At 60.8% G+C, this 16,707-nt stretch carries 16 protein-coding genes; 6 read left to right on the top strand and 10 right to left on the bottom strand.

What is annotated here, in order from left to right; all coding sequences use genetic code 11:
- The first annotated feature begins 139 nt into the window (after window positions 1-139).
- From plsB to LQ249_RS07545, 3 genes are read left to right on the top strand one after another with little or no spacing between them, the layout of a single operon-like run.
- Window positions 140-2,659, top strand: a complete 2,520-nt coding sequence (plsB, locus tag LQ249_RS07555) for a glycerol-3-phosphate 1-O-acyltransferase PlsB (RefSeq protein WP_046384476.1) — start codon at window positions 140-142, stop codon at window positions 2,657-2,659.
- A 50-nt stretch (window positions 2,660-2,709) separates the two neighbouring features.
- Window positions 2,710-3,111, top strand: a complete 402-nt coding sequence (locus LQ249_RS07550; protein WP_046384477.1) for a YbaY family lipoprotein — start codon at window positions 2,710-2,712, stop codon at window positions 3,109-3,111.
- Between the two features lie 27 nt (window positions 3,112-3,138).
- A complete protein-coding gene (locus LQ249_RS07545) occupies window positions 3,139-3,828 on the top strand; it encodes a DUF4197 domain-containing protein (protein WP_017844721.1) in 690 nt (229 codons plus the stop codon).
- Between the two features lie 477 nt (window positions 3,829-4,305).
- Here LQ249_RS07545 and LQ249_RS07540 read toward each other — a convergent pair whose 3' ends face one another.
- Both LQ249_RS07540 and LQ249_RS07535 read right to left on the bottom strand, forming a co-directional pair.
- Complete coding sequence (locus LQ249_RS07540) at window positions 4,306-4,899, bottom strand: LysE family translocator (RefSeq protein ID WP_057004712.1); 594 nt, start codon at window positions 4,897-4,899, stop codon at window positions 4,306-4,308.
- A gap of 49 nt (window positions 4,900-4,948) precedes the next feature.
- Window positions 4,949-5,566: a LysE family translocator gene (locus LQ249_RS07535; RefSeq protein WP_079442981.1), complete on the bottom strand. Its 618-nt coding sequence runs from the start codon at window positions 5,564-5,566 to the stop codon at window positions 4,949-4,951.
- A 406-nt stretch (window positions 5,567-5,972) separates the two neighbouring features.
- On the opposite strand from LQ249_RS07535, the gene LQ249_RS07530 reads away from it, so the two are divergent.
- Window positions 5,973-6,428 (top strand): Lrp/AsnC family transcriptional regulator, encoded by a 456-nt coding sequence (locus tag LQ249_RS07530; protein ID WP_046490157.1) that lies wholly within the window; start codon window positions 5,973-5,975, stop codon window positions 6,426-6,428.
- A 125-nt stretch (window positions 6,429-6,553) separates the two neighbouring features.
- On the opposite strand, the gene LQ249_RS07525 is transcribed toward LQ249_RS07530, so the two are convergent.
- Both LQ249_RS07525 and LQ249_RS07520 read right to left on the bottom strand, forming a co-directional pair.
- On the bottom strand, window positions 6,554-9,625 hold the full coding sequence (locus LQ249_RS07525) for an efflux RND transporter permease subunit (RefSeq protein ID WP_079442980.1): 3,072 nt from the start codon (window positions 9,623-9,625) through the stop codon (window positions 6,554-6,556).
- 6 nt (window positions 9,626-9,631) lie between these two features.
- Window positions 9,632-10,732, bottom strand: a complete 1,101-nt coding sequence (locus LQ249_RS07520; protein WP_046384480.1) for an efflux RND transporter periplasmic adaptor subunit — start codon at window positions 10,730-10,732, stop codon at window positions 9,632-9,634.
- Between the two features lie 93 nt (window positions 10,733-10,825).
- Here LQ249_RS07520 and LQ249_RS07515 point away from each other — a divergent pair, with 93 nt between their 5' ends.
- On the top strand, window positions 10,826-11,485 hold the full coding sequence (locus LQ249_RS07515) for a TetR/AcrR family transcriptional regulator (RefSeq protein WP_026139764.1): 660 nt from the start codon (window positions 10,826-10,828) through the stop codon (window positions 11,483-11,485).
- Between the two features lie 18 nt (window positions 11,486-11,503).
- On the opposite strand, the gene LQ249_RS07510 is transcribed toward LQ249_RS07515, so the two are convergent.
- On the bottom strand, window positions 11,504-12,286 hold the full coding sequence (locus LQ249_RS07510; RefSeq protein WP_017844714.1) for a class I SAM-dependent methyltransferase: 783 nt from the start codon (window positions 12,284-12,286) through the stop codon (window positions 11,504-11,506).
- A 96-nt stretch (window positions 12,287-12,382) separates the two neighbouring features.
- Here LQ249_RS07510 and LQ249_RS07505 point away from each other — a divergent pair, with 96 nt between their 5' ends.
- Window positions 12,383-13,003, top strand: coding sequence for a hypothetical protein (locus LQ249_RS07505; protein WP_017844713.1), 621 nt, complete (start codon window positions 12,383-12,385; stop codon window positions 13,001-13,003).
- 40 nt (window positions 13,004-13,043) lie between these two features.
- On the opposite strand, the gene LQ249_RS07500 is transcribed toward LQ249_RS07505, so the two are convergent.
- The 5 genes from LQ249_RS07500 to adk form a co-directional block, all read right to left on the bottom strand.
- The gene (locus LQ249_RS07500) at window positions 13,044-13,871 is read right to left on the bottom strand and encodes an isocitrate lyase/PEP mutase family protein (protein ID WP_017844712.1); all 828 of its coding nucleotides are present in this window, start codon (window positions 13,869-13,871) and stop codon (window positions 13,044-13,046) included.
- Between the two features lie 27 nt (window positions 13,872-13,898).
- The gene (locus tag LQ249_RS07495) at window positions 13,899-14,759 is read right to left on the bottom strand and encodes a DUF72 domain-containing protein (RefSeq protein WP_046384482.1); all 861 of its coding nucleotides are present in this window, start codon (window positions 14,757-14,759) and stop codon (window positions 13,899-13,901) included.
- Window positions 14,759-15,058: a hypothetical protein gene (locus tag LQ249_RS07490; RefSeq protein ID WP_017844710.1), complete on the bottom strand. Its 300-nt coding sequence runs from the start codon at window positions 15,056-15,058 to the stop codon at window positions 14,759-14,761. Before LQ249_RS07490 ends, LQ249_RS07495 begins: the two co-directional genes overlap by 1 nt.
- A gap of 160 nt (window positions 15,059-15,218) precedes the next feature.
- Window positions 15,219-15,905, bottom strand: a complete 687-nt coding sequence (gene tsaB, locus LQ249_RS07485; RefSeq protein ID WP_079442976.1) for a tRNA (adenosine(37)-N6)-threonylcarbamoyltransferase complex dimerization subunit type 1 TsaB — start codon at window positions 15,903-15,905, stop codon at window positions 15,219-15,221.
- A gap of 90 nt (window positions 15,906-15,995) precedes the next feature.
- Window positions 15,996-16,643, bottom strand: a complete 648-nt coding sequence (gene adk / locus LQ249_RS07480) for an adenylate kinase (protein WP_046384484.1) — start codon at window positions 16,641-16,643, stop codon at window positions 15,996-15,998.
- Window positions 16,644-16,707: the final 64 nt, after the last annotated feature.

Raw genomic sequence — 16,707 nt, 5'->3', positions numbered from 1 at the left:
TTGAACTGCCGAGTATAAGACAGGCTCAAAAACGATCAACTCAACTTTACATCGCTGCTTTTTTGCCGATTTTCGGTGAATACGGCACACTACCCACCCGAGCACCTGCTCGGTTTTTTCCACTTGAAGCAGCTCGCCTATGACCCGCTCCCCGTTCCGCCGTCTGGTGTTTGGCACCTTGCGCCGACTGTTGTACCTCTGGGTTCGCTCAGAGACGATCAACCAGTCGTCCCTTACCCTTAACCTCGACCGCAGCCGGCCGGTGTTCTACGTCCTGCAATCACCCTCCCTCACCGAATTGGCCGTGGTCGATACCGAGTGCACCAAGGCCGGCCTACCGCGCCCGGTGCTGCCGGTAGCGGTCGGGCCGTTGCTGGAACCCGCGGCGTTCTTCTACCTCACGCCAGAGCCGGACTGGCTCGGCCGCCAGGACAAACGCGGCGCGCCGCCGACCCTGACCCGCCTGGTCAATACCCTCAGCGCGCACGCACAAGAGAATGCACAAATCATTCCGGTCAGCGTGTTCTGGGGACAGTCGCCCGACAGCGAGTCCAGCCCATGGAAACTGCTGTTCGCCGACAGCTGGGCCGTCACCGGGCGCCTGCGCCGGCTGCTGAGCATCCTGATCCTGGGGCGCAAGACCCGCGTCCAATTCTCCGCGCCTATCAACCTGCGTGAATTGATCGAGCACAATAAAGGCCACGAACGCACCGTTCGCATGGCCCAACGCATCCTGCGCGTACACTTTCGCAACCTGAAAACCGCAGTGATCGGCCCCGACCTGTCCCACCGCCGCAACCTGGTGAAGGGCTTGGTGAATATGCCGCTGGTGCGCCAGGCCATCCTCGATGAAGCCGAACGCGAGAAGATCAGCCCGGAAAAAGCCAAGGCCCTGGCCCTGCGCTACGGCAACGAAATCGCCTCGGACTACACCTACACCGCGATCCGCTTCCTGGAAGTGGTACTGAGCTGGTTCTGGAACAAGATCTACGACGGCATCAAGGTCAATAACATCGAGGGTGTGCAACAGGTTGCCCAGGGTTACGAGGTGATCTACGTACCCTGCCACCGCAGCCATATCGACTACCTGCTGCTGTCCTACCTGCTGTTCAAGAACGGCCTGACCCCACCGCACATCGCCGCCGGCATCAACCTGAACATGCCGGTGATCGGCAGCCTGCTGCGCCGCGGCGGTGCGTTTTTCATGCGCCGCACCTTCAAGGGCAACCCGCTGTACACCTCGGTGTTCAACGAATACCTGCACACCCTGTTCACCAAGGGTTTCCCCGTGGAGTACTTCGTCGAAGGCGGACGCTCGCGCACCGGGCGCATGCTGCAACCGAAAACCGGCATGCTGGCGATCACGTTGCGCAGCTTCCTGCGCTCCTCGCGCATGCCGATCGTGTTCGTGCCGGTGTATATCGGTTACGAGCGTGTGCTCGAAGGCCGTACCTACCTCGGTGAGCTGCGCGGCGCGAGCAAGAAGAAAGAGTCGATCTTCGATATTTTCAAGGTGGTCGGTGCGCTCAAGCAGCGCTTTGGCCAGGTCGCGGTCAACTTCGGTGAACCGATCAAACTGGCGCAATTCCTCGACGCCGAACAACCGGGCTGGCGTGCCCAGGAACTGGGCCCGCACTACAAACCGGCGTGGCTCAACCAAACCACCAACCGCCTCGGCGAGCGGGTGGCGCGCCATTTGAACGAAGCGGCGGCGATCAACCCGGTGAACCTGGTGGCCCTGGCGCTGCTGTCGACCACGCGCCTGGCCCTGGACGAACAGGCCATGGCCCGCCAGTTGGACCTGTACCTGGCGCTGCTGCGCCGGGTGCCCTACTCGCCGCATACCACCCTGCCCGAAGGGGATGGCATGGCGTTGATCAAGCACGTCAAGGACATGAACCTGCTGTCGGAACAGAGCGATGCTCTCGGCAAGATTCTGTACCTGGACGAGCAGAACGCCGTCCTGATGACCTACTACCGCAACAACGTGCTGCATATCTTTGCCTTGCCGGCGCTGCTGGCGAGCTTCTTCCAGAGCAGCTCGCGGATGAGCCGCGAGCAGATTCTGCGCTACACCCGTGCGCTGTACCCATACCTGCAGTCAGAGCTGTTTATCCGCTGGTCGCTGGAGGAACTGGACACGGTGATCGACCAGTGGCTGGAGGCGTTTGTCGAACAAGGCCTGCTGCGTTTCGAGAACAACGTGTACCTGCGCCCGGCGCCGAGTTCGCGGCACTTTGTGCTGCTGACACTGCTGTCCAAGAGCATCGCCCAGACCCTGCAACGCTTCTACATGGCGATTTCGCTGCTGCTCAACAGCGGCCGGAACAGCATCAGCGCCGAAGAGCTGGAAGACCTGTGTACGATCATGGCCCAGCGCCTATCGATCCTGCATGGCCTCAATGCCCCGGAGTTCTTCGACAAGAGCCTTTTCCGACATTTTATTCAGACGTTGCTGGAGCAAGATGTGCTGCGCCGCGACGAAGCCGGCAAGTTGAGCTATCACGACCTGCTCGGCGAACTGGCTGAAGGCGCGGCGAAACGGGTGCTGCCGGCTGAGATTCGCCTGTCGATCCGCCAGGTTGCCCTGCACCGCGTCGACGGCGCGGCCGAAGCGCCGGTCGAAGCCGAAGCCCGCAAACCGGAAGAAAGCCGCTAAATTGAATAAGGCGTCGCTGGGTTACGGCGCCGTTGAAAAGGAGCTGCACCATGAAAAAGATCATCCTCCTGGGCCTGACCGCCCTGCTCGGCGCCTGCCATTCCATGAATCCCGCGCCCAAGGCCAGCCTCGATGGCGAAGTGTTCTACCTGCAACGCATCGCGCTGCCGCCGACAGCCATCTTGAGCGTCAGCCTGCAGGACGTATCGCTGATGGACGCGCCGGCCGTGACCCTGGCCGAACAGAAAGGCCCGGTCAAAGGCCAGGTGCCATTGCCGTTCCACTTGAGCTATGACCCGGCCCAGGTCAAGCCGGGCCACAGTTACTCGGTCAGCGCTCGCATCGAAGTGGAGGGCAAGCTACTGTTCATCACCACCGAGCGGCACCCTGTGCAACTCAATGGCCAAGACGTTCAACCGCTGCGCCTGCGGGTTGATGCGGTCGCACACTGATTATTTCCAGATCATAAGGAAGCGCCCATGCTCCGTAATTCCCTTCGTCTCACCGCCCTGTGCGCCGGCCTGCTGCTCGGTGCCAACGCCATGGCCCTGGATCTTGGCAGCCTGTCCCAGGGCGACGCCGCCGGCGGCCTCAAGGATGCATTGACCCAAGGCGCACAGATCGCCGTGAAACAACTGGGTGTACCGGGTGGTTTCAGCAACAACCCCGACGTCAAGATCGGCCTGCCGGGAAAACTGGGCAAAGTCGCCGACAAGCTGAAGATGTTCGGCATGGGTGACCAGGTCGAGCAGTTGGAAACCAGCATGAACAAAGCCGCCGAAACCGCCGTGACCCAAGCCCAGCCAATCCTGGTCAACGCGGTGAAAAACATGAGCGTGAGCGATGCCAAGGGCATTCTCACCGGCGGCCAGGATTCGGCCACCCAGTACCTGAACAAAAGCAGCCGCGAAGCCATCCGCGCCAAGTTCCTGCCGATCGTCAAGGCCGCCACCGACAAGGTCGGCGTGGCGCAGCAGTACAACGCGCTGGCCGGCAAGGCCGCGGCGTTTGGCGCGGTCGATGCCAAAAGTGCCAACGTCGAAAACTATGTGACCGAACAAGCGCTGGATGGTTTGTTCAAGATGATTGCGCAGCAGGAAGAGACCATTCGCAAAAACCCGGCGGCAGCGGCGACCAGTCTGGCGAAGAAGGTGTTTGGCGCGCTGTAACGCCACGCGACCTGAGCTGAAAAAAAGGCCCTGACATCGTCAGGGCCTTGATTTTTCGCCGAACCGTCTATCAGGCCCCCGAACCAGGCGCCGCACGCTCACGCCCGGCAGCGTCGATGAGTAGGCTCAATAATGGATGTGCGACGCTCGTCGGGCACCACCGTGAGACATGTGTGAGTGATGAGAGCTGGACGACGACGCATTGAAGTTATGGCTATCGTTGTTGATATTAATATTGATATCGCGATTGGCGTTTGGCTGATTCTGTCCAAACATATTTCCCAGCCCAAGCATCGAGCCCGCGACTTGCATCGGTAACGCCAGCAAAGGTAGTAAAAGCATACACACTCCTTCCTATTCAGATTAGCGCCAACTCACTGCCCCGCATCTCATACACGGGAACCGCTCGGTCGACTAATCCTGTGTGGAAGCAAGGGCAAAAATGGTTCCGTCCTGCGTGTGAAATACTGCCTCGCGTCAGTTGAAAATAGAATCGGCCAGGCGCCCCAATAGAACCGTGGCAAAACACCCGATGACCATCGAGGTTGCTCGGTTGATTCTCAACGGCGTCAGCCACGCCTTTTGCCCCCCTTCGAACCGACTGCCCAGCAAGATCCAGGCAAACCCTACAGGTATCACCACCAACGCGAGCGTGGTCATGAACCGGGCGTACCCTTGCAACGTGGCAAATGCGCTGATCGGCGCAATAAACGAAACAATCAACAGGCCCTTGGGGTTCATCACCGTCAGCCAGAAGAAGTGCAGCCCAGAGAAACGGTCCGTACCTGGGTCGACGGCTGTGCTCTTGCGCTGCCACAACGTGAAGGACAGTTGGAGCAGATAGCAGATGGCAGCCGTCTGCGTCACTTTCACGACCCAGGGGGACCAGGCCGACACATAGAACAACACCGCCCCCCAAACAGAGACCTGAAGCAGGTACGCCAGGCATTCGATAAATGCCATGCGCCATGATGCTGCAAACCCAAACAGAACCCCTGCGCGCATTAACAGGGTATTGGTCGGTCCAGGCACGACCAGTAATAACACCAGAGCAGACACAGTCCCAAACATGAAAACTATCCTCGGGCGGAACTATTCAATGGTCTTCCCAGCGAAAGCGCTATTGCGTCAGCGTGATTGACCAGGCAACCGTCGCGACCATCAAAATCGCGAAGCTTACGTTAAGTCGTCGGCTCCAAGTGGGGTGGATGAATAACTTGCGCATTCGACTGCCGGCAAAGAGCCACAGAACGTCGAATACCACACACACCAGCAGACAGATCAAGGCTTTCGCACCTTGCTCCCAGGCAGGTGCGGCGCCCAGGGTGAAACTGCCCAGCAACGCGGCGAATGCGGCATAGGCCTTGATATTCGCCACACCCAGCACAAACCCGGCGCCCCAGCCCGGCGTGATCACGGACTGCTCATCCCTGATGGGCGGCGCGGTAGCAATCTGGTAGGCCAGCCACACAATATAAACAATGGAGATGACCGTCAGTGCCGTCGCCAGCATCGGAAAACTGTGCAGAACCACATAGAGGCCGGAAGCAACCAATGCCATCGCGATCACCAGGCCCAACGTGATCCCCACGAAAAACCGAGTTGAACGCCTCATGCCATAAGCAGCCCCACTCGCCGCCAGCGCCAGGGTCGCCGGGCCTGGACTGGCAAGCAGCGCGATGGCGGCGACGGCGAAGGTAAATATCGCCTGGTAAACGGACAGTGCAATGTCGGGCATACGCTTCCCCTTTGAAGAACATTCGTGACGGCTTAGCGAGGCAGCCCGTGTTCATGGCAGTAGTAGACGGCTCTGTGGTTTTTCATGAAGTCGATCACGCCATTGGATCCTCTTATGTCGGGCAAACTCATGACGCAGCGAAAATACTTTTTCGGCAGGGAAGTTATTATTGTGAAGTGATTGCAAGCGAGCTTGCATCAAGTATGTAGCTCATCTCGCGCCCTCGACAATATAGATAAAGTTGCAATAGAAACATCACAACACAGCGTTAAGTGAGCGGCGCAATATTGCAGGGCCCGCTGATCAAACAATAGGTGGGCACCTTGAAAAGGTCTATTCTTTTTTCATCCGTGTATGGTATGTAAGATTTTCACGCGATTTCATCAAAATTCGTAAGGTCCATCTAATGAAAAAGCTTACAAAGGGCGACCAGACACTTGACCCTATTGATCGTGCGCTGATTGTCGCCCTCCACCAGAACGCCCGCGCGTCTATTCGCGCCCTCGGCCGACAGGTGGGGTTATCGGCCCCCGGCTGCAGCGAACGCCTCAAGCGTCTGGAAGGGTCGGGGGTCATCAGCGGGTTCAGCGTGGAGTTGGATGCCCAGGCCCTGGGCTTTGCATTGCAAGCGCTGGTCAGGGTTAAACCCCTGACTGGAAAATTCCAACAGGTTGAACAGTTGCTCGCGCAAATGGCTGAATGTGTGGTGTGCTACAAAATCACCGGGGACGACAGTTTTGTCTGCCATCTTTATATCGACTCAGTTGCCCACCTGGACCTGACCCTTCAAAAGATCGCCCCCCTGGCCGACACTAATACATCGATTATAAAAACCGTCGAGAAGAAACTGCCGGCCCTCTGATTAGTCCTGCGAGAGATATCCTGGCACCATTAACCGCTGTCGCGGCTTCAGGCATTCCCCACTCACCTTACACTTTCTTCAGCGTGCATCAGGCGTAGGCACTTATATACATACGCCTGTTCTCCTTACTCTTGGTCACCCGTTTTCCTGACACGAAACCATGCAGCATAAAGCGCGGGCAGGAACAGCAACGTCAATGCCGTCGCCACAATCAACCCGCCCATGATCGCCACTGCCATCGGCCCGAAGAACACACTGCGTGACAGCGGGATCATCGCGAGTACCGCCGCGAGCGCTGTGAGAACAATCGGCCGGAAGCGTCGGACAGTGGCTTCGATAATCGCCTGCCACGGCGCCAGCCCTGCCTTGATGTCCTGTTCGATCTGGTCCACCAGAATCACCGAGTTGCGCATGATCATTCCTGACAGGGCGATGGTGCCGAGCATGGCCACGAAGCCGAAGGGTTGGCGGAACACCAGCAGGAACAGCGTGACCCCGATCAGCCCCAGGGGCGCCGTGAGAAATACCATTACCGTGCGTGAGAAGCTGCGCAGTTGCAGCATCAGCAGCGTCAGCACCACCACGATAAACAGCGGCACACCGGCCTTGACCGAATTCTGCCCGCGGGCCGAGTCCTCGACGGTACCGCCGACGTCCAGCAGGTAGCCGTCCGGCAGTTCGGCACGCACGCCTTCGAGGGTCGGCAGGATCTGCTGAACCAGGGTCGCCGGTTGTTCCTTGCCGTAGATGTCGGCGCGCACGGTCACGGTGGGCAGGCGGTTACGGTGCCAGATGATGCCTTCCTCGAAGCCGTATTCGAGGGTGGCGATCTGCGACAGAGCGACGCTTTTGCCGTTGTCGGTCGGCACGGCCAGGCTCGGCAGCAGCGACAGTTCAGTGCGCTCATGGACAGTGCCGCGCAGGAGGATTTCGATCAACTCGTTGTCTTCCCGGTACTGGCTGACGCTGGCGCCGGTCAGAGAACTCTGCAGGAATTTCGACAGGTTGGCGGTACTCACACCGAGGGCGCGCGCACGGTCCTGGTCGATATTGAGGTAGACGATCTTGCTCGGTTCCTCCCAGTCCAGATGCACGTTAGCTACGTGGGTATTTTCGCGCACCTTGGCCGCCACTTTACGCGCCAGGGCACGGACTTCGTCGATATGCTCGCCGGTCACGCGAAACTGCACCGGGTAACCCACGGGCGGGCCGTTTTCCAGGCGTGTGACCCGTGAACGCAGGTCGGGGAACTGCTCGTTGAGGGTTTCGATCAACCAGATGCGCAAGCTTTCGCGCTCTTCGATGGACTTGGCCAACACCACGAACTGCGCAAAGCTGGCGGCCGGCAGTTGCTGGTCGAGGGGCAGATAGAAGCGCGGCGAACCGGTGCCGACATAGGCCACGTAGTTGTCGATGCCGGCGTGTTCCTTGAGCAGGGCTTCCAGGCGCTTGACCTGGCCAGCGGTGTTGCTCAGGGACGCGCCCTCGGCGAGTTTCAGGTCGACCATCAACTCCAGGCGGCCGGAAGCCGGGAAGAACTGTTGCGGCACAAAACGAAACAGTGCGACCGAGCCGACAAACAGCAGCAGCGTCAGCACGATCACGGTCTTGCGCCGACTGACACACCACTCCAGCAAACGTCTGACACGCTGGTAGAACGGTGTGCCGTAGGGATCGGGACCGTCAGCGCCGTGTTTAGCCGCATGAATTTTCGCCAAGTCCGGCAGGAGTTTTTCGCCCAGGTACGGCACGAACACCACGGCCGCGACCCACGAGGCGAGCAACGCGATGGTCACTACCTGGAAGATCGAACGGGTGTATTCACCGGTACTCGACTGCGCGGTGGCAATCGGCAGGAAGCCGGCCGCCGTGATCAGCGTACCGGTCAGCATCGGGAACGCGGTACTGGTCCAGGCAAAACTGGCCGCTTTAAGGCGGTCGTAACCCTGCTCCATTTTGATCGCCATCATTTCCACGGCGATGATCGCGTCATCCACCAGCAAGCCCAGGGCCAGCACCAGCGCGCCGAGGGAGATCTTATGCAAGCCGATGCCGAGGTAGTACATGCAGGCAAAGGTCATCGCCAGCACCAGCGGAATCGCCAGGGCCACGACCATGCCAGTGCGTATACCGAGGGAGAAAAAACTCACCAGCAAGACAATGCCCAGCGCCTCGGCCAGTACCCGGACGAATTCTCCGACACCGGTTTTCACCGCCGCCGGTTGGTCCGACACCTTGCGCAGTTGCATGCCCGCCGGAAGGTTCTTCTGCAGGCGTGCGAACTCGCCTTCGAGGGCTTTGCCCAACACCAGAATGTCGCCGCCCTCGTGCATGGCGACGGCCAGACCGATCGCGTCTTCGCCCATAAAGCGCATGCGCGGCGCCGGTGGATCATTGAAGCCACGGTGGATGTCGGCCACATCGCCAATACGGAAGGTTCGGTCACCTACGCGAATCGGGAAGCTGCGAATCTCTTCCACACTCTTGAAGTTACCCGACACCCGCAGTTGCACGCGCTCAGTCGGAGTTTCAAAGAAGCCGGCAGTGGAGACCGCGTTCTGCTCCTGCAGCGCTTGTTGAACAGCGGCCAGCGGTAAGCCGAGCGTGGCGAGTTTGAGGTTGGACAGCTCGATCCAGATCTTCTCATCCTGCAGGCCGAGCAGTTCGACCTTGCCCACATCCGGCACGCGCTGCAGTTGAATCTGGATGCGGTCGGCGTAGTCCTTGAGCACGGCATAGTCAAAGCCGTCGCCGGTCAGGGCGTAGATATTGCCGAAGGTGGTGCCGAATTCATCGTTGAAAAACGGTCCCTGGATATCCGGCGGCAAGGTCTGGCGAATATCGCTGATCTTCTTGCGCACCTGGTACCACAGCTCGGGAATCTGCGCCGAGCGCATGGCGTCGCGGGCGATGAAGGTGACCTGGGATTCGCCGGGGCGCGAGAAAGACACAATGCGCTCGTACTCACCGGTCTCCATGAGCTTTTTCTCGATGCGTTCGGTGACCTGGCGCGACACGTCCTGGGCCGTGGCACCGGGCCAATTGGTCTTGATCACCATGGCCTTGAAGGTGAACGGCGGGTCTTCGCTTTGCCCAAGCTTGGTGTAGGACAAAGTGCCGACCACCGCCAGCAGGAGCATCAGGAACAGTACGATCTGGCGATTACGCAACGCCCATTCGGAAAGATTGAAACCCATCGGGGACTACTCCTTGACCGCCAGATTCACCACCCGGTTGGAGCGATCCACCGGGCGCACTTGCTGCCCCTCATGGAGCACATGAACCCCGGCGGCAATCACCCAGTCGGTAGGGCTCAAGCCTTCGAGCACGGGTACGGTTTTTTCGCCAAAGGCGCCGATACGCACCGGGGTACGCACAAGGGTGTCATCCGGCTGCACGCGCCAGACGTAGGACACGCCGTTCTCCGCGCTCAAGGCTGACAGCGGCACCGACAGCGGAATAACACCGTCTGCCTGTATGAAAACGCGGGCGCTCTGGCCCAACTCGGCCGGAACCTTACCGCCGGTGAAGGCGATGCGCGCAGCGAAGGTGCGCGATTTCGGATCGGCTGCGGGCGACAGTTCGCGAATACGTCCGGCAAATCGCTGGTCCGGCTGGCTCCATAACTCGACCGACACCGGCTGGCCGATCTTGAACCGGCCGAAGCCTTGCTCGGGCAGGCTGATCAGCACTTCACGCTCGCCATCGGTGGCCAGGGTGAACACGGTCTGGCCGGCGGACACCACCTGGCCGACTTCCACCGCGCGCTTGGCAACCACGCCGTCCTGAGGAGCGCGGAGTACGGCATAACCGGCCTGGTTACTGGACACATCGAACTCGGCCTTGATCTGCTTGAGGCGCGCCTCACCTGATCGGTACAGATTTTCAGCATTGTCGTACTGGGAACGGCTGACCAACTGACGATCCATCAGGGTCTTGTAGCGGTCACGCTCGGCACGCACCAGCCGCAGGTTGGCCTCGGCGGCGGCCACCTGGGCGCGGGTGGCTTCCAGTTGCAGGCGCACATCCTGAGGGTCGAGTTCCGCCAGCGGTTGATTGGCCTTGACCCGCTCGCCCTCCTCCACCAGCCGTTTGCTGACCTTGCCGCCGATGCGAAAGGCCAGGTCCGGTTCGTACCGGGCACGCACCTCGCCTGGATAACTGTCCATCGTCTGCGCCGCAGGCTGTGGTTGCACCACCATGGCCGGGCGGAGGGTAGTCTGGGGCGATTCTTCATGGCCGCAGGCGGCGAGTAGAAAGACCAGGCTGGCAGGCAACGCAAGGGGCAGGAGAATGCTGCGCATGCTGAAGGACCTTTCGCAAATGGTGCTAGGAATAATTATACTGGGCAGTATGTTATTAATACCAAACTCACCAGTCCAGTATTAAAGGTGGAAATGTCCGACAATCTTGTCAATACCAGTAGCCCTGGGCGTCCCAAGGACATGGCAAAACGCCAGGCAATCCTCGAAGCAGCGAAAATCCTGTTTTTGAGCAACGGTTACGCAAATACCAGCATGGATGCCGTGGCCCTTGAGGCCGGCGTATCAAAACTGACCGTCTACAGTCACTTCACCGACAAAGAGACCTTGTTCACCGCCGCCGTGATGGCCAAGTGCGAAGAACAGTTGCCGGTGATGTACTTTGAGCTGCCCGAGGGTGTGCCTGTGGAGACGGTGCTGCTGAATATCGGGCGCCGCTTCCATCGCCTGGTCAACAGCAAGGAATCGGTGAACCTGCACCGCCTGATGATGACCACGGGCAATCAGGACGTGAAACTCTCGCAGATCTTCTTCGAAGCCGGGCCGATGCGGATGTTGCAAGGCATGGAGCGTCTGCTCGGGCACATCGACCAGAGCGGCGCGCTGAGCATCGACAAGCCTTTTACCGCAGCCGAACACTTCTTCTGCCTGCTCAAGGGCACGGCGAACTTCTGCTTGTTGTATGGCTGCGGCGGGCAATTGAGCGAGGAAGCGGCCGAAGCCCACGTGCAGGATGTGGTGGGATTGTTTATGCGGGCCTATCGCCGAGAACCCGCTGCAAGCGGCAACGGGTGACCGCTTGCAGCGCGAGGCTCAGGACTTGAGTGCCTTTTTCGGATAGATGTCGTAGCGGCTGGATTTACCATCCAGCGCATGGCTCGGCTTGGGCCCCTCGATGCACGGCGCCTTGCGCGGGCGCTTGACCACCACGCGGTGACTGGCCAGGGCCAGCGCCGCCGCCAGCAGGGCCGGTGCGTCTGGATCATCGCCGACCAAGGGGCGGAACAGGCGCATTTCCTTCTTCACCAGGGCGGTTTTCTCACGGTGCGGGAACATCGGATCGAGGTAGATCACCTGGGGCGGCTCGCCTTGCCAATTGAGCATCACCTCGATGGAGTTGCCCTTGAGCAGCGTCATCCGCGCCACGATCGGCGCCACCTCAAAATCCTCCGCCGCGCGTGCCAGGCCATCCTCGAGCAATGCGCCGATCAGCGGCTGACGTTCGATCAGGCTCATCTCGCAGCCCAGGCTGGCCAGCACGAATGCGTCCTTGCCCAGCCCGGCCGTGGCGTCCAGCACCCGTGGGCGCACGCCCTGGGCGATGCCCACGGCCTTGGCGATCATCTGCCCGCTGCCGCCGCCGTACAACCGCCGATGCGCCGCGCCGCCTTCGACGAAATCCACGCGCACCGGCCCTGGCGCGTCAGGCCCGAGCTGTTGCAACTGCAGGCCTTGCTCCCCGACTTGCAGGGAAAACTCCGCATCCGCCAGCTGTAGCGGCAAGCCCAGCAGCGCAGCCCACTGTTCGGCGCGGGCCTGGAAGCCGTCGGCCAAGGCCTCGACCTGGATGCGGCTGGCCGCTGGTTGTTCGCTCATGAATCGCTACGCTCAAAAATATTAAGGATCGGCCAACAACGGCCGATAGAAACAAGGATCAGGTATTTTGCCAGAGCTGAGCGTCGACCGAGAAAAATGTCAGACATTCTTCCGCTAACCATCGGTGTACTGCCGACCCACAACCACTACGGCCTGCGCAATACTCAAGCGCTGGCCGGCGTCAGTCATGTGTGGCAGGACTTCTTCGCCCGCGCGTTGGCCGAGCAGCTCGGCGAAACGCCGGACGCGCTCGCGGCCAAGGCGCCAGCGCCGCTGGACCCAGCGGTGGAACCCAGTGCTGGTGCTGACCTGCTGTCGCAGATCCTCACCCAGCGTGAGTGCGACGTGAAAGACACCGAGATCGCCCCGCCTGAACCGCTGTTCCTGCCGATTGCCGAATTCGAAACCGAGTTGTTGCCACCGGCCGCCACGCCATTCCCGCAAGAAGAGATCGTCGCCCAGCAGCGCCAGCAGAATTTCGAAAGCACTTGGGTGCGCCCGATCGTGCTGAGCGCCGGCCAACCGCTACCGGAACCCGGCGCTGCGCCGGAACCGCGCCCATTACATTTGCCGATCGCCGAGTTCGAACTGGACCTGCTGCCACCGGCCGCCACGCCGTTCCCGCAAGAAGAGCTGGTCGCCCAACAAAAGGCCCTGGACTTCGACTACCACTGGGCGCGTCCGCTGATCGTCAACAACCTGCGCCTGGCGGCATAAGCCTCAACGCCGCGCCCCACGCCGTGCGAACACGCGCCGCTTAATCCTTGAAGAATTGGCTGGCCTGGCTGTAGGGCATCGAGCGCTCGGTGAAGGTAAAGGTGCCGGACTGGTACACCTCCTGCGCCGCGCGGTAAAACTCGCCATACGCCGCCAGCGCCATGGCCGAGCCCACGCTGATGCGCTTGACGCCCATCGCGCTCAACTGCGCCACACTGAGTTTCAGGCCGCCGGACATCAACACATTCACCGGTTTGGGGGCCACGGCCTTGACCACCGCCAGCACCTCCTCGGCACTGCGCAGCCCCGGCGCATAGAGCACGTCCGCACCGGCTTCGGCGTAGGCCTGCAGGCGGCGAATAGTGTCAGGCAAATCCAGGCGACCATGCAGGAGGTTTTCTGCACGGGCCGTCAGCATGAACGGGAATGGCAGGCTGCGCGCAGCAACGACCGCAGCTTCCACACGCTCGACGGAAAGGTCAAAGGAATAGATCGGGTCGACGGCGATACCCGTGGCATCTTCGATGGAGCCACCGACGATACCGCTGGCCGCCGCGCGCAAAATGGTTCGGGCGCAACCGTCGGGGGTGTCGCTGAAGCCGTTTTCCAGGTCGGCGGCCACCGGCAACGCGGTGGCCTTGGCGATCATCGTGGCGTTGACCAGGGTGTCTTCCAGGGACAGCGCCCCTTCGGCATCCGGGCGCCCCAGGCTGAACGCGTAGCCCGCGCTGGTGGTGGCCAGGGCTTCGAAGCCGAGGCTGGCGAGCATGATCGCCGAGCCTGCGTCCCACGGGTTGGGCATCACAAACGCACGATCGCGTGCATGCAGGGCCTTGAAGGTTTCGGCGCGAAGGGTTTGGGCATCCATGACTGACTCCTGGCGGGAAAAGGAGCCTTAGAGTAACCCCAGTTGCTGCGCTGCGGGTTCGCGGTGCAAGGTCGGCAACGCGGGCAAGCCGGGCAAACGTGCCATCAGCTTGGCGTGAAAACGCAGCGCCAGTTGCGCGGCGAGGCGATTATCCGAGGTGTGCAGGAACACGTAGGGGGTGCGTCCCTCTTCGATCCAACCGGCGATCTTTTCCACCCACGGGATCAGGAAGGGGTCGTTGGCTTCAAGCTCGGGGTGGCCGATGAAGCGCACCTGGGGAAACAGGGTCAACGCCGCCGGACGCGGTGGTACCTTGGGTTTTTTCGCCTGGGCATGCAGCACCGCGGCCGAGGTGGATGTGCAACTGAACAGGGCGCGAGGGTCGAGGCAGATCCGTTCGACGCCACGGTCGCGCAGCAGGCGGTTGAGCATGCGCTCGGCATCGCCCTTGGCGAAGAATTGCGGGTGGCGCACTTCCACGGCCAGGGGGCGTTCCAGCCCGTCGATAAACCCGGCCAGTTCAGCGAGGCGCTGCGGCGAAAAGCTGGCCGACAATTGCAGCCACAGCGGCGAAACGCGCTCACCCAACGGGCTCATCAAGTCGACGAAACTATGTGCCGCCGGCAGTTGCTCACGCAGGTCGCCACCGTGACTGATGTCACCGGGGAACTTGGCAGTGAAGCGAAAATCCGCGGGCATGATCTCGGCCCAGCGTTGCACGGTGGCGGCCGACGGGCGCGCATAAAACGTGGTGTTGCCTTCCACCGCGTTGAAGACTTGCGAGTAGAGGGCGAGGTAATCGCTGGAACGGGCATCGACAGGGTACAGATACTCGCGCCAGGCGTTTTCACTCCAGGACGGGCAACCGATGAAATAAGGCAGGCGCATCAGATGTGGATGTCGAGACCCAGCACTTCCATATCCCATTCGACAAAGCCGGCGGTGGTCAGGTAGCTGGCCAGGGCGGTGGCGACGCTTTTGCTCATGGAGCGCGGGAAGACCATGTCTTGCTGGCGGGCAGGAAGACCACTGGTACGCGCGTTTGCAGCGCCTTGGGGGCTGGACGCTTCGGACTGGACCTCGATGAAGTCCGGCGAATCCTCGACGGACTCGTCTACCGTGACGTTTGCCTTGCGCGGCTTACGCTTGAGGGGGTAGGACTGTGAGGAAAAGCCGTCTATACGCATCGATGCGAACTCGGTATCAGTAATGGCATTTTAGTGGCGCAATCCGTAGCGCGCAAATGCTCTGGTGATAACTAGAACACATAAATGGAAAAAGGTTTAAACGCCGGGGCAAATTCTGACGATTGGCGCGCTTTGGCCAAAAACACCCGTACTTTTGACGTCAAATTATCCCGCGTTCGGCCTTGGTCTGCGCGACTTTATCGCGCAGATACACCGGCGCCGCCTGGTCCGCAGCAATCGCTTCGCCACGCTCGAACGCAAAGCGCGCCAGGGTCAGCAGGTCTTCGGCATGCGGCAGCATTGTGGCGTCCTGGCCAACCAGCGGCACACCGATGCGCTCGCCATAACCCCAGCCCGTACCGGCACCGAACCAATCACCGCTGGCATCGCTCGGCAACTCCGCCGCTTCGGGGGGCAGCACGGCCTCAACGCCGGCCAGGCGCATCTCGCCGTCGGTTTCGCGGTAGCAGCCCCAATAGACTTCATCCATCCGCGCATCGATCGCCGCCGCCACTTGCCGTACACCGTGTTCACGCAACGCACGCTGGGCCAGTACGGCGAGGTTGGACACCGGCAACACCGGGCGCTCCAACGCAAAGGCCAGGCCCTGGACCACGCCGATGGCGATACGCACGCCGGTAAAGGCGCCCGGGCCACGGCCGAAGGCGATGGCGTCCACGGCCGACAGGCTCGTGCCGGCGTCCTCCAGCAGTTGCTTGATCATCGGCAACAGCTTCTGCGCGTGCAGGCGCGGGATCACCTCGTAGTGGCTGGTGACCTTGCCATCGTGCAGCAAGGCAACCGAGCAAGCTTCAGTCGCAGTGTCCAGGGCCAGCAGGGTGCTCATCGGTGTCGGTGTCCAAGTCGAAAAAAAGTGCGCCAGTATAAACAACAACGGCCCGCAAGCGGGCCGTTGTGCGTAAAGCCGATGGTTCGATCAGCTCAGTGCTTGCAGCACCTTGCCGGTGATCGCTTCCACCGAGCCGACGCCAGGGATGTGGCTGTACTTCGGCTTGCCTTGGGCAGCCGACAGCTTCTGGTAGAAATCCACCAGCGGCTTGGTCTGGGAATGGTAGACCGACAGGCGATGACGCACGGTTTCTTCGGTGTCGTCTTTACGCTGCACCAGGTCTTCACCGGTGACATCGTCCTTGCCTTCGACTTTCGGCGGGTTGTAGATGGTGTGGTACACGCGACCCGAGGCCTCGTGAACGCGGCGACCGGCGATACGCTGCACGATCTCTTCGTCTTCAACCGCGATTTCGACCACGGCGTCCAACTCGACACCTGCCGTCACCAGGGCTTCTGCCTGGGGAATGGTGCGTGGGAAGCCGTCGAACAGGAAGCCATTGGCGCAATCGGGTTGCGCGATACGGTCCTTGACCAGCGCGATGATCAGGTCATCGGAAACCAGACCGCCAGCATCCATGATGCTTTTGGCTTTAATGCCCAGCTCGGTGCCTGCTTTTACCGCAGCGCGCAGCATGTCACCGGTGGAGATTTGTGGAATGCCAAATTTTTCAGTGATGAACTTTGCCTGAGTACCTTTACCGGCCCCGGGAGCTCCCAGCAGAATGACGCGCATCGATGTGCTCCTCAATTTTTTATAGAGATGACGCTCGGATTCGCCGCGTGGGGCCAATCTCGTA

The sequence above is a fragment of the Pseudomonas sp. 7-41 genome, from assembly GCF_021233075.1.
GTDB lineage: Bacteria > Pseudomonadota > Gammaproteobacteria > Pseudomonadales > Pseudomonadaceae > Aquipseudomonas > Aquipseudomonas veronii.
This window is presented reverse-complemented; position numbering and strand designations above follow the sequence as displayed.

Excerpts from the sequence above, each read along its gene's own strand:
- plsB (WP_046384476.1), top strand. The coding sequence starts at position 140 with ATGACCCGCTCCCCGTTCCGCCGTCTGGTGTTTGGCACCTTGCGCCGA.
- LQ249_RS07550 (WP_046384477.1), top strand. The coding sequence starts at position 2,710 with ATGAAAAAGATCATCCTCCTGGGCCTGACCGCCCTGCTCGGCGCCTGC.
- LQ249_RS07545 (WP_017844721.1), top strand. The coding sequence starts at position 3,139 with ATGCTCCGTAATTCCCTTCGTCTCACCGCCCTGTGCGCCGGCCTGCTG.
- LQ249_RS07540 (WP_057004712.1), bottom strand. The coding sequence starts at position 4,899 with ATGTTTGGGACTGTGTCTGCTCTGGTGTTATTACTGGTCGTGCCTGGA.
- LQ249_RS07535 (WP_079442981.1), bottom strand. The coding sequence starts at position 5,566 with ATGCCCGACATTGCACTGTCCGTTTACCAGGCGATATTTACCTTCGCC.
- LQ249_RS07530 (WP_046490157.1), top strand. The coding sequence starts at position 5,973 with ATGAAAAAGCTTACAAAGGGCGACCAGACACTTGACCCTATTGATCGT.
- LQ249_RS07525 (WP_079442980.1), bottom strand. The coding sequence starts at position 9,625 with ATGGGTTTCAATCTTTCCGAATGGGCGTTGCGTAATCGCCAGATCGTA.
- LQ249_RS07520 (WP_046384480.1), bottom strand. The coding sequence starts at position 10,732 with ATGCGCAGCATTCTCCTGCCCCTTGCGTTGCCTGCCAGCCTGGTCTTT.
- LQ249_RS07515 (WP_026139764.1), top strand. The coding sequence starts at position 10,826 with ATGTCCGACAATCTTGTCAATACCAGTAGCCCTGGGCGTCCCAAGGAC.
- LQ249_RS07510 (WP_017844714.1), bottom strand. The coding sequence starts at position 12,286 with ATGAGCGAACAACCAGCGGCCAGCCGCATCCAGGTCGAGGCCTTGGCC.
- LQ249_RS07505 (WP_017844713.1), top strand. The coding sequence starts at position 12,383 with ATGTCAGACATTCTTCCGCTAACCATCGGTGTACTGCCGACCCACAAC.
- LQ249_RS07500 (WP_017844712.1), bottom strand. The coding sequence starts at position 13,871 with ATGGATGCCCAAACCCTTCGCGCCGAAACCTTCAAGGCCCTGCATGCA.
- LQ249_RS07495 (WP_046384482.1), bottom strand. The coding sequence starts at position 14,759 with ATGCGCCTGCCTTATTTCATCGGTTGCCCGTCCTGGAGTGAAAACGCC.
- LQ249_RS07490 (WP_017844710.1), bottom strand. The coding sequence starts at position 15,058 with ATGCGTATAGACGGCTTTTCCTCACAGTCCTACCCCCTCAAGCGTAAG.
- tsaB (WP_079442976.1), bottom strand. The coding sequence starts at position 15,905 with ATGAGCACCCTGCTGGCCCTGGACACTGCGACTGAAGCTTGCTCGGTT.
- adk (WP_046384484.1), bottom strand. The coding sequence starts at position 16,643 with ATGCGCGTCATTCTGCTGGGAGCTCCCGGGGCCGGTAAAGGTACTCAG.